The organism is Massilia sp. DWR3-1-1 (genome assembly GCF_049898325.1).
Classification (GTDB): domain Bacteria; phylum Pseudomonadota; class Gammaproteobacteria; order Burkholderiales; family Burkholderiaceae_D; genus JAFCUW01.
The window spans coordinates 1-12,127 of record NZ_JAFCXL010000042.1 but is presented as its reverse complement, the minus strand read 5'-3'; the positions used below and the strand labels follow the sequence as shown (position 1 = coordinate 12,127).

9 protein-coding genes and 1 pseudogene are annotated in these 12,127 nt (G+C 60.0%); 4 read left to right on the top strand and 6 right to left on the bottom strand.

The window, feature by feature from the left end:
- The first annotated feature begins 240 nt into the window (after nt 1-240).
- The 3 genes from ACP7EY_RS23400 (at nt 241) to ACP7EY_RS23390 (ending at nt 3,411) form a co-directional block, all read left to right on the top strand.
- Complete coding sequence (locus ACP7EY_RS23400) at nt 241-1,626, top strand: replicative DNA helicase (RefSeq protein WP_426197659.1); 1,386 nt, start codon at nt 241-243, stop codon at nt 1,624-1,626.
- 135 nt (nt 1,627-1,761) lie between these two features.
- On the top strand, nt 1,762-2,388 hold the full coding sequence (locus ACP7EY_RS23395) for a DUF47 domain-containing protein (RefSeq protein ID WP_426197658.1): 627 nt from the start codon (nt 1,762-1,764) through the stop codon (nt 2,386-2,388).
- Nucleotides 2,389-2,400: 12 nt separating this feature from the next.
- Nucleotides 2,401-3,411 (top strand): anion permease, encoded by a 1,011-nt coding sequence (locus ACP7EY_RS23390; RefSeq protein ID WP_426197657.1) that lies wholly within the window; start codon nt 2,401-2,403, stop codon nt 3,409-3,411.
- Between the two features lie 72 nt (nt 3,412-3,483).
- On the opposite strand, the gene ACP7EY_RS23385 is transcribed toward ACP7EY_RS23390, so the two are convergent.
- A complete protein-coding gene (locus ACP7EY_RS23385; protein ID WP_426197656.1) occupies nt 3,484-4,272 on the bottom strand; it encodes a glutaminyl-peptide cyclotransferase in 789 nt (262 codons plus the stop codon).
- Between the two features lie 193 nt (nt 4,273-4,465).
- Between ACP7EY_RS23385 and ACP7EY_RS23380 the strand changes: the two genes are divergently transcribed.
- Complete coding sequence (locus ACP7EY_RS23380; RefSeq protein ID WP_426197655.1) at nt 4,466-5,866, top strand: TonB family protein; 1,401 nt, start codon at nt 4,466-4,468, stop codon at nt 5,864-5,866.
- Between the two features lie 187 nt (nt 5,867-6,053).
- Here ACP7EY_RS23380 and ACP7EY_RS23375 read toward each other — a convergent pair.
- The 5 genes and pseudogenes from ACP7EY_RS23375 to ACP7EY_RS23355 form a co-directional block, all read right to left on the bottom strand.
- Nucleotides 6,054-6,257: pseudogene (locus ACP7EY_RS23375) on the bottom strand (Imm74 family immunity protein); the annotation flags it as partial.
- Between the two features lie 678 nt (nt 6,258-6,935).
- The gene (locus ACP7EY_RS23370) at nt 6,936-7,307 is read right to left on the bottom strand and encodes a hypothetical protein (RefSeq protein WP_426197654.1); all 372 of its coding nucleotides are present in this window, start codon (nt 7,305-7,307) and stop codon (nt 6,936-6,938) included.
- A gap of 9 nt (nt 7,308-7,316) precedes the next feature.
- The gene (locus ACP7EY_RS23365; RefSeq protein WP_426197660.1) at nt 7,317-7,910 is read right to left on the bottom strand and encodes a DUF6531 domain-containing protein; all 594 of its coding nucleotides are present in this window, start codon (nt 7,908-7,910) and stop codon (nt 7,317-7,319) included.
- Between the two features lie 39 nt (nt 7,911-7,949).
- Nucleotides 7,950-8,396: a hypothetical protein gene (locus ACP7EY_RS23360; protein ID WP_426197653.1), complete on the bottom strand. Its 447-nt coding sequence runs from the start codon at nt 8,394-8,396 to the stop codon at nt 7,950-7,952.
- Nucleotides 8,393-12,046, bottom strand: a complete 3,654-nt coding sequence (locus ACP7EY_RS23355) for an RHS repeat-associated core domain-containing protein (protein ID WP_426197652.1) — start codon at nt 12,044-12,046, stop codon at nt 8,393-8,395. Before ACP7EY_RS23355 ends, ACP7EY_RS23360 begins: the two co-directional genes overlap by 4 nt.
- Nucleotides 12,047-12,127: the final 81 nt, after the last annotated feature.

Below are 12,127 nucleotides of genomic sequence, written 5' to 3'. Positions count from 1 at the left end.
GGTGGCGCTCCAACCCCACTCCACGGTTGACAACCCCGACCCGGTGGGCGGCGATGCGCCCTACGAAACCCCTGCCATTCGTCGGCCCCCCGGGCGCGCACGATGCCGACAAGTTGCCGGGTAATCCGGCGCAAAAGCCGGATTATTCCGGCTTTTTTACGTCCGTTTTTCACCCTGTTCTCACCAAATTTCTCACCAATTCTTGCAGCCCGTGCACGCGTTGCGGGTATAATTCGCGCCATGAACGCCCCCCTTGATCCGCAACTCGAAGCCCTGCGCGTACCTCCCCATTCGATCGAAGCGGAGCAATCCGTCATCGGCGGCCTGCTGCGCGACAACGCCGCCTGGGACCGCATCGCCGACTTCATGCACGCGGAAGATTTTTACCGCTACGATCACCGCATCATCTTCGAGCAGCTCGTCAAGCTGATCAATGCCGCGCGGCCGGCTGACGTCATCACCGTGTTCGAGGCGCTGAGCAACCTGGGCAAGGCCGAGGAAGTGGGCGGCCTGCAATACCTCAATGCCATGGCGCAAAATACGCCGTCGGCCGCCAACATCCGCCGCTACGCCGAAATCGTACGGGACCGCGGCATCCTGCGCAAATTGATCACCGTCGCCGACGAAATTTCCGGCAATGCATTCAATCCGCAGGGCAAGGAAGTCAAGCAGATGCTGGACGAGGCGGAATCGAAGATTTTCGCCATCGCCGAGGCCGGTTCCCGGGGCGCCCAGGGCTGGGTGGCCGTGCAACCGCTGCTGACCCAGGTCGTCGAGCGCATCGACGAGCTTTATTCGCGCGACAACCAGAGTGAAATCACGGGCGTGCCGACGGGCTTTATCGACCTCGACCGCATGACCTCGGGCCTGCAGCCGGGTGACCTGGTGATCGTCGCCGGCCGTCCGTCGATGGGCAAGACGGCGTTTTCCATCAATATCGGCGAGAACGTCGCCATCGACGCGGGCTTGCCCGTGGCCGTGTTTTCGATGGAGATGGGCGGCACCCAGCTGGCCATGCGTATGCTGGGCTCGGTTGGCCAACTCGACCAGCACCGCCTGCGCACGGGCCGCCTGCTCGACGAGGACTGGCCGCGCCTGACGCACGCGATCCAAAAAATGAACGATGCCCAGCTCTACATCGACGAGACGCCGGCCTTGAACTCGATCGAGCTGCGCGCCCGCTCGCGCCGCCTGTCGCGCCAGTGCGGCAAGCTGGGCCTGATCATCGTCGACTACCTGCAACTGATGACGGGTAACCAGCCGGGCGACAACCGCGCGTCGGAAATTTCCGAGATCTCGCGCGGCTTGAAAGGCCTGGCGAAAGAACTGCATTGTCCCGTGATCGCCCTGTCGCAGCTGAACCGCTCGCTCGAGCAGCGACCGAACAAGCGGCCGATCATGTCCGACTTGCGCGAATCGGGCGCGATCGAGCAGGATGCCGACGTCATCATTTTCCTGTATCGCGACGAGGTCTACAACCCCGATTCGCCCGACAAGGGCACCGCCGAGATCATCATCGGCAAGCAGCGTAACGGCCCCATCGGCGCCGTCCGCCTGACCTGGATTGGCCAGTACACCAAGTTCGGCAATTACAGCGGCGGCCTGGCGCTCTACCAGGGCGACTGAGCCCACCCTGCATTCCCCTTTGCAGACAAGGCCCGCCGTGCCAACGGCGGCCTTGCATGCCGTCAGCCTGTTCTGATGATATTTTATCAATAGTAGTACGCGTAGTTGCAGTGCAGTAAATAACGGAGAAAAACCATGTTTGGACGCTTGATGCCCACCGAGGGCAAATTCTTTGACCTGTTTAACCAGCACGCCGCCCTGTGCGTGAAGGGTGCGCAAGAAATGGTCGGCCTGATGACCAATTTCGACGATCTGGAAAATCGCGTGCACGCCATCGAAAGCATCGAAAAGCAGGCCGACAAGATCACCTACGCCACCGTCGACATGCTGCACAAGACCTTCATCACGCCGATCGACCGCGACGACATCCACCAGTTGATCACCCGCATGGACGATATCCTCGACCTGATGGAGGACGCTGCCCAGACCGTCTCGCTGTACGATCTGAAGGCGGTCACGCCGGAAGCGAAGCGGCTGGCCGAATTGTGCCTGGCCTGCTGCGAAAAAGTGCAGGCGGCCGTGGCCCTGCTGCACAATATGGACAACTCGCAAAAGATCGTCGCCATCTGCGAAGAGATCGACCGCCTTGAGTCCGACGCCGACCACGTCATGCGCGCCGCCATGTCGAAACTGTTCCGCGATGAACCGGACGTGCGCAACCTCATCAAGCTCAAGGCCATCTACGAGATCCTCGAGACCGTTACCGACCGTTGCGAAGATGTTGCCAACATCATCGAAGGCATCATCGTCGAGAACGCGTAAGCGGGATTTCTTATGCAAACTATTCACATGAGCATTTATGTGCTGGGGGCGCTGGTCGCCCTGGCGCTGATCTTCGACTTCATGAACGGCTTCCATGACGCCGCCAACGCGATCGCCACGGTGGTCTCGACGGGGGTGCTGAAACCGCAGACGGCGGTGGCGATGGCCGCCGTCTTCAATTTCATTGCGATTTTCATCTTTGGGCTGGGCGTGGCCGCCACGGTGGGCAAGGGCACCATCCTGCCCGAGGTGGTCGACCAGTACGTGATTTTCGGCGCGCTGGTGGGCGCCATTTTCTGGAACATCATCACCTGGTACTACGGCATTCCGTCCTCGTCCTCGCACGCGCTGGTGGGCGGCCTGGTGGGCGCCGCCGTGGCCAAGTCGGGCACCAGTGCGCTGATCGCCGGCGGCCTGCTCAAGACCGTCGCCTTCATCGTTATTTCGCCGCTGCTGGGCTTTATTTTCGGCTCCATCATGATGCTGCTGGTGTCGTGGATTTTCGTGCGCTCGACGCCGCGCAAGGTCGATACCTGGTTCCGCCGCCTGCAACTGGTGTCGGCCGCCTCGTACAGCCTCGGTCACGGCGGCAACGACGCCCAGAAGACCATCGGCATCATCTGGATGCTGCTGATCTACGCCGGCTACTCGCTGCCGACCGATCACACGCCGCCCATGTGGGTGGTGATCTGCTGCTACACGGCGATCAGCTTCGGCACCCTGTTCGGCGGCTGGCGCATCGTCAAGACCATGGGCCAGAAAATCACCAAGTTGAAACCCGTGGGCGGCTTCTGCGCGGAAACAGGCGGCGCCATCACCCTGTTCATCGCCAGCGCCATGGGCGTGCCGGTGTCGACCACCCACACCATCACCGGCGCCATCGTCGGCGTGGGCTCGGCGCAGAAGATGTCGGCGGTGCGCTGGGGCGTGGCCGGCAACATCGTCTGGGCATGGGTATTTACCATTCCCGCGGCGGCCTTCATGGCGGCAATCGCCTGGTGGCTCGGTCATCACATCATGTAATGTGATACGGTTTTGATAAAAAAAAGGCAAAAGTGAATCACTTTTGCCTTTTTTTATGTCCGCCCGCGGCGGTCAGCGGGCGCGCTCGACCAGTTCGATCTCGAACAGTTTCGGCCAGTGCTTGCCGGTGACGAACAGGCGCTTGCTGGCGGCATCGTAGGCGATGCCGTTGAGGACATCGTCGGTGCCCATCGACGGCCAGGTCTTGTCGGCCAGGCCTGTCAGGTCGATCCAGCCGACCACCTTGCCGCTGGCGGGATCGATGCGGGCGATCACATCGGTGCCCCACACGTTGGCGAAAATCTGCCCCTCGACCCATTCGAGTTCATTGAGCATGGTGACCGGCTTGCCTTCGGCGCTGACCTGGATGCGGCGTTTTTCGGCCAGGCTGGTGCCATCAAGGACGCGGATGGCGGCGCTGCCGTCGCTCATGTAGAGCTCCTTGCCATTGCTGGTCAGGCCCCAGCCTTCGCCGCTGTACGTGAACTTTCGCTTGAGCGCAAACGTCCTGGCGTCGAACACGAAGCCCAGTTGCGAGGTCCAGGTCAGGGCGACGATGTCGTTGCCGACGGGGGCGATGCCTTCGCCAAAATATTCGGCGGCAATGTCTTTCTTTTGCAGCACCCGGCCCGTTTCCAGCTGCACCCGGCGGATCGACGATTCGCCCTTCATGCCGGTGCTCTCGAACAGCGCGCCATCCTTGACGTACAGGCCCTGGGTGAAGGCCTTGCTGTCGTGCGGGTAACTGTGCTTGACCATGAAGGCATACACGGGAAGGGCGGCGTGGGCGCTGGCGGCAAAGCCCGCCGCCAGCGCGGCCAGGCCCAGGCGGGTGGCGAAGCAGGCAAATGTTGAGCTCAAAGAAATCCTCTGGTCGGTGAAGGTGGGGCGGGCAACGGACGCGCTGGAAAGCGCTAGACTCTACCTCAAAACGGCGCCGGGCGGGCGGACCTGACGCCGATCGCCCATGCCGACAGTTATTGCTTTAATACGTGGACAATCGCATACTTGACGGCAACATAGATTTTTAATCAATCGCCACCGGAAGCCCCCAATGCGTCTTGCCCTTGTTGCCCATGCTGTTGCGCTGTTCATCGCCGTCGCGCCTGCCGTCGCCGCGGAAAAATTTCTTACGCCGGCGTCGTCGGTCTGGAAAGTCGACGAACTGGGCGCTTGCCTCAAGCCCGTCTGGCCGCGTGAGGCCCTGCGCAAGGAGCAGAGCGGGCCGGTGGCGCTGGCGTACCAGATTGGCGCCGATGGCCGCGTGGTCCAGGCCCTGGTGAGCAGCTCGAGCGGTTTTCAGCTGCTTGACGAGGCTGCCCGCGATGCCCTCTTGCGCTGCGCCTTCCAGCCGAAACCGCAGGCGGGGCCGGCGGCGCCGGAATGGCACCGGGTACAGTATGTGTGGACGCTCGATGGCAAGGGGCGTGGCGCACAGGCGGCGCTGCTGGCGGACGCCGACGCCGGGGGCTTGGCCGCGCAGAAACGCCTGGCCGCGCTGGGCGCCACCCCGGCTGAGCGGCGCCAGTGGATGGAAATGGCCGCCTTGCAGGGCGACGCCGATGCGCAGTACCGCTTCAGCGGCATGCTGGAAGCGGGCAGCGGCATCGAGCAGGACAGCGTCGAAGCGCTGGTGTGGCTGAGAAAGGCGGCCGCCCAGGGCCATGCCCAGGCAGAAAATATGCTGGGGGTCGCGTATTTCCGCGGTCGTGGCGTGCCGCTCGACTTCACCCAGGCGGTCGCCTGGTACCGACTTGCCGCTGAGCACGGTGATGCTTACGGCCAGCTCAACCTGGGCGATCTGCTCGCTTCCGGCCGTGGCGTGGCGCGCGACGACATCGTCGCCAACGCGTGGTTCCGCAAGGCGGCCGAGCAGGGCCTGCCGACGGCCCAGGTGCGGCTGGGCTTTCGGATGACCCACGGCATCGCCATGCCGCGCGACGAAGCGGGTGCGGTGGCCCTGTACCGGCTGGCCGCGGCCAAGGGCGATGCGATCGCGCAAAACAACCTGGGCTATGCCTATGAGACGGGGGCTGGCGTTGCCCGCGATTACACGGAAGCGCTGCGCCTGTACCTGCTGGCTGCCTCGCAAGGCAATGCCTACGCCGAAGAGGGCCTGGGCGGATTGTACGAGCACGGCTGGGGTGTCACGCCCAACATGGCGATGGCCTTGACCTATTATCGCCTGGCCGCCTCGCGCAACAATCCACCGGGCTTGCGCCAGATGGGCGTGGTGCTCGAACATGGCCGCGGCGTGCCGCGCGACCCCGTCAAGGCCCTCGAGTACTACCAGAAAGCGGCGACGGCGGGCGACCAGCGCGCCATGCGCCGCCTGGCCGACGCCTACGCCCGCGGCGAACTGGGCCTGGCGCAGGACGCCGCCAAGGCCGCCCAGTGGCAAGAGAAGGCCGATACGCGCTACACGGTGGCGCCGTCGACCTATCCGGGCAGCTGAGAGCGCAAGCGAAAAGCGCTACAACTTGTCTCGCTCGGTCATGACGACTGGGCGATCCGGGTTGGGCAGACGTTGATATCTTTTTGCCATGGCGGCGCCTTGCAACAGAAGGTGTTGAAATTGATCTTTGAGGACGCCTTTTATTCGAACTCAATAACCGAGCCGCGATCCTGAAAATTTTTTCGAATTGCGCCAACACATCCTGCTTCTCAGTTTCAGTCAAGGCAACGTTCGGTGGCAGCTCCCAGTTGTTCAATGAATTCAAATAGATGACGTAACTTGGCTCGTTCGGCGCCGAGGCAAGGAGCGCCTCCCATAGAACACGTACATGCTTGCCTTCACTCTTAAAACGTATGTCGACGCGTGAGACGTGAGTGACTTTAAAATTCATACATTAGCTGTTAAAAATGGTGTTCGAATCTCTGTATTTCGGGTCAATAATATAGATTTGGCCAACGGAAGGGGTACTCATGCATGAGCGCTCCTTTTTCATAGCCCTTCCAGATATTAGATAGAATGCGAAGGGTTTGAGGAGGATGATCCATCCATTGATACCTTGCTCTTTGATCATTATCAATTTTTCCCTCGATAGAGTTCCCCAGGTGTCTCCTCTCCGGAACGTTTCCCTAAAATTTGCCTTCCATCCTGCCATGGCCGTTTTCAAAAAAGTGCCGACCTGCCTGCCGTGCAACCCGACCGAGGCTTCATATAAATGTCTGCCTGAAAGGCATAGAGGTCATAGCTGACGCTAAGTTGTCCCCACTTCAGGCTCCATGAACGCAGTCTGTCTTTTTTAGTATCAGCTGGACGTCCGACCATTTTTTCGATTAAATTCAACAAAAGACCATATTCGCCTTTCACCGCATTTTCACCCACGTCATTCCACCCTTTGATACTTCAGTATGAATGCGCACCCACGCAGTCGGCCTTGAAGGACATGGCAGGTATTATTTTCTTGAAGTTTTCCTTCCATCATGCGCTGATTACAAAACAGATTCCGACCTGCCTATCGAGCAACCTTACCGAGGCTTCATAAAGATGGCGACGTCAAAAGAACGTACTTCATAACTCACATTAAGCTGTCCCCACTTGAGTCGCAACGCACGCGTCCCGGTTTTTTTACTATCACGTGAAGTTCCCGCATTTTTTTTACGAAATTCGATATTAGATGATATTCATCTGTCATCGCTTTTTCACTTGCATTATCCCAACCTTTTATAGGGCGGTCCAACCAGCGTAATAGTATCCATTCAATCCGCTTCTCGCGCAGTCTGATGAAAACCCCGAACCTCATACTGTCCTCAACAGCTTCAACGTAGTAACAAAACCTGCCTCGGCTCATTTCTCGTTTTTCAATTAATCCTTCTTCCGCAAGGACATTCAAGTCTTCAGAATTAGATGCGACGGAGATATTTTTCTCCGAGATTGATTTTTCCCTCAATGAAATTAATCATGGGCTTGTCAACTCCATAAGTGAAACTTTTTTCATACTTTTACGATCTTTCTCGACGATGTAATACTGCGTTCCTTCACCCGGCCCGTATTGGTCATTGGCTAATGCGTAGGCTTTCGCTACGCAAAGATCTTGTTTCAATGTGAATGCTCTTACCTTTTTCCTTGGGCCGAATTGGAAGGGATCAGGATCTTTTCCTGAGTGCCCTACTTGCGTCGCCTCATGATATGCACTAACTGATTTCTTTGATGCATCAAAAGGAGACTCGTCGGCAAAGAAGCCGCCCGGCTTGTCACCGTATGGATACAGAGTATAGATAGTAGTTCCTTTGGCCAACATCACATTCGACCATCGGTCTTTATTAGGGTAAGCATCGCTGCTTTGAAATCTTGTTGCAGCCCGCGAAGGATTTTGCCTGCCTTTACATGGCGTTCCACTACATATAGGACAAGCGGCTTTCTTCTTCTCCGGGGGGCCGCGGTCGAAGGGTAAGAGATCGTTGCTGTAGGTGCGGCTCCATTCGATGGGCAGCGGCGCAGCCAAGACGAAGTCAAGGTGGGTAAAAGTTTCGGCGCCGGTGGCGAAGTCGATCGAGTGTGCGGTTCATCGCAAAGCTTCTCTCAAACGACCTTACCGGGGTTTCATATAAATTTGTGTAATGAAGTCACGTGATTCATAACTCACATCAACTTGCCCCCACGCGAAGCGCCACATACGCTGCCTATCTCTTTTATTATCAGGTGGACGTCCGACCATTTTCTCTACAAAATTTAATAGCAGACGATATTCCTCTTTCAGCGCCTTTTCACTTACGTCGTCCCACCCCTTGCTGGTGCAAGGACCGTCTAGCCAGCGCAAAAGCAACCACTCGATTTTTTTATCTCGCAAAGAGACGATAACGCCGAATCTCATACCTTCCGCCACAACTTCGGCGTAGAAATAAGGTTCTCCTCCACCAGGGTCTTTTCGTTTCTCAATTGAACCATTTTCGCTAAGAGCGTTCAGATGTTCATAATCAGACACAACGGATATATTTTTGGCGTCGAGATCAATTTTGCCTTCAATTAGATTAATCATGGGCTTGTCAACTCCGTAATCGCGCCTTTTTTCATAGTCATACGGTCTTTTGCGGTGATGTAATACTGCGTTCCGCCACCCGGTCCATATTGATCATTGGCTAGCGCGTAAGCTTTCGCGACGCAATGATCTTCCTTTAATGTGAATGCCTGTACCCGCTGCCTTGGACCGCGCGGGAATTGCTTGGAATTCCCAGAGTGACCTACTTGTGTCGCTTCATGATATGCACTAACTGATTTCTTTGATGCATCAAGAGTAGACTCGTCGGCAAAGAAGCCGCCCGGCTTGTCACCGTATGGATACAGAGTATAGATAGTAGTTCCTTTTGCCAACATCACATTCGACCATCGGTCTTTATTAGGGTAAGCATCGCTGCTTTGAAATCTCGCTGCAGCCCGCGACGGATTTTTCGTACCTTTACAGGGCGTTCCACTACATATAGGACAAGCGGCTTTCTTCTTCTCCGGGCGCAAACCCAAAGGATCGATCCAACCCGTCGGATTAGGCGCGTACTGATAGGTATTCATCCCGCCGAGCAGGCCGATAGGGTCAGCGGTTATGTACCGTCCGACATTCGGATCGTAATACCGATACCGGTTGTAATGCAGCCCCGTCTCGTCATCAAGGTACTGCCCCTGAAACCGGATCGGATTGCGCATCCCCGCCTTGCGCGCCGCCTCGCTGATCGCTTCCTTCGCTTGCCCCCACGCCTTGTACTGCGCCGACCATGCGACCTTGCCTTCATGGTCGGTCAAATCCTGGGGCGTACCCAGATGATCACATTGAAAGAAGGCGATCTCTTCCTTCCCGAACGGTTCGGCTTGCTGCTCGGATTCCCCGTTCCATAGCGGATCGAGCGCAATGTCATACTTGCCGTCGTTGCCCGCCATCAGCGCTTTCACATCCGTGGTGCGCGCCAGTCGGAGCGCTCCGTTTCGGGTGGCTTGCACTAGCGGCACGAAGCTGTCGCGCTCATACACGTAGTGCACCGTCCGTCCGCCGGTCGCATGGCCCGGGTGCACGCTGCTTTCCAGCGCCAGCGTGTCGCCGTCCCAGCCATACAGGGTCCGGGTTGGCTCCCGCAATGCAGTGCTTCCCGTCGCCTGGCTGTGCTTGGCGATGCGCCGCCCCAGCGGATCGTAGGCGAAGGTGCTCACGCCGTGCGAGGTCGTCGCGCGCGTCATCCGGTTGAACGCATCCCATTCATACGCCGACCGCTCGCCATTCCCGGTACGTTCCGCCAGGTTGCCGCGTTCGTCATAGCGGTAGCTGACGCCAGCATAGTTTTTGAGCAGGTTGTCGAGCAGTTTCGGCAGCGGCGTGCTGCGGAAAATGTACGCCTGCTGCGCCGGTTCGGCTGCCTGGATGTTGCCGGCCGGGTCGAAAGCGAAGGTTTCCTGGGCCAGTGCGCTGCTTGCCGACAGCAGCCGTCCGACCGGGTCGTAGCGGTACTCAATGCGTCCGCGTCGGCTGTCTTCGATGCTGGCCAGTTGGCCGGATGGGTCGTAGCCGTAGCGCCGCTTGATCGTGGCGTGCATGCCGGCCTGGACGTCGGGAAGGTACAGGGCGGGGTAAGACTGCCGGTTTTTCTGGCCGACCTGGTCGATGGCGCCGAGCTGCTGCTCGATCAGGCGGCCGACCGGGTCGTACTGCATTGTCTGCAGCAGGCCGTTGGCCTGGGTGCGGCCGGTTTCTTGGTACAGCGCGTCGCGCTCGAAGGAGACAAGGTCCTGTCCATCGAGCAGCAGGCCGTGCACGTGGCCGGCGCCGTAGGTCAGCCAGTCGATGCGGTGGCCGTCTGGGCGGGTGGTGCCGGTGCGCTCGTTGAGTTCGTCGTGGTGGTGGTGCCAGACCGCAGTGCGTTTGTCGGGGTGGAACGGGCCCTGGTAGTGCTGGTGCTCGCGCATCAGGTTGCCAGCGGGGTCATAAAACCATTGCAACCTGGCGTGTTCGTTGTTCGCTTCCGCCAGCTGGCCGTTGGCGTTGTAGGCGAGGGTTTCGATCTGCTCGGGCTGGCCGGTGGTCGTGGCGCGGCGTTGCAGGAGCCGGCCCATGGGGTCGAAGTCGAGCCGGGTGCTCACGCCCGCTTCGATGGTCTCGGCCAGCACGCCGGTCGCTGCGTCGTAGCGGTACTTGATAGCCTTGCCATCAAAACCCTGTTCCTGCAGTAGGCGGCCGACCGGGTCGTACTGAAAACGGTAGACGCTGCCGTTTTCGTTTTCCAGCGCGAACAGGCGGCCAAGCACGTCCCAGCGGTAGTGCAGGCTGTGGCCCAGCGCATCGATGCGCTGGGCGATCAGTCCGGCTGCCGTGTAGCGGTAGGCGGTGGTGCGTTGCAGCGCGTCGGTGTGCGCCAGCAGCCGGCCTTCGGCGTCGTGGCGCAGCTGCTCCTGCCGGCCGTCGGGGAAGATGACCGCTTCGAGCTGGCCGGGGTGGTTGCCGGCGCTTTTCCCTTCGCTGTGCGCTTGCGCCAGCGTTTCGGCGCTGAGCGGCGTGTAGCGGTAGCCGGTCACGTTGCCGGCGGCGTCGATGCGCTTGACCAGGCGCTGACGGTCGTCGTATTTCCACTGGCTGCTGTGCCCGGAACAGTCGGTGTAGCTTGCCAGCTGGCCCCCGGCGGTGTAGGCGAGCTTCTTGACGCCGCCCTTCGCGTCGGTGATGGAGACTGGCCGGCCCGCCTTGTCATACGCGTAGGCGGTCTTGTTGCCGCGCGGGTCGGTTTCTTCGGCCAGCTGGCCCTGGGCGTTGTAGTCGCGCTTCCACACCCCGCCTTCGGCGTCGCGGATGCCGGTGACGCGGTGAGCGCTGTCGTACTCGAAATGGACCTCGCTGCCGTCGGCGCGCGTGTGCGTGAGCAGGTTGCCGTGCGCGTCGTAGCGGTGATGCTCGGTGCTGCCGTCGGCGTGGATGTGGCGGACGACGTTCTTGGCGGCATCGCGGAACAGCCATTCCTCGCCGCCGTCCGGATACACGATGCGGTAGGTGTAGCCGGCGATGTCGTAGTAGTAGCGCGTCTCGTGGCCCAGCGCGTCGGTCACGTAGGTCAGGCGGATGTTCTTGTCCCATTCGAGCCTGGTGTCGTCGCTGCCGTCGTCGGCCCACTCGCGGATCGCTTTGGCGTGCAGAGGGCTGTCGATGCTGCCGCTGTCGATGCCGCCGCTGTTGATGCCGATATCGTAGGCGAGGTTCATGCCGCGCCCGGTGCGATCGACGTAGCGGGTGACGAGGTGGCGGTCGTATTGGTAGTGCCAGGCGGCGGCGTTTTCGTCCTGGGCGCGCACCAGGTCGTCGTGCTCGTCGTAGTCGTAGGCGGCGAGCTGGCGCACCAGCGCGCCGTCGCGGATTTCCCACAGCGCGCGGATGCGGCCGCTGTTGACGTCGATCTGGGTACCGGCATGGGCGACGACGGTCTCGCCCTGCTTGCTGACGATGTCGCTGAGCACCGCCTCGCCGGCGACGATGTGGTCATAGCGCAGGCCGAGAGCGGCGCCGTCTGTGGCATGCAGCGCGATCAGCCGGAAATGCTCCTTGCCCAGCGCGGCCGCCTTGGTGCGCACGGTGTCGACCAGTTCATAGGTTTCGCGCCAGGGGCTGGGCTCGCCCTCTGGCAGTGGCTTGCCGAAGTCGAGCGTGAGCAGGGTGGCGCTCATGCGGGTGACGGTAATTTGCTCGACCGGGTCGTGATGCTTCGCGCCGATGCCCAGCCACGGGTAGCGGTGGCTGCGGCCGTC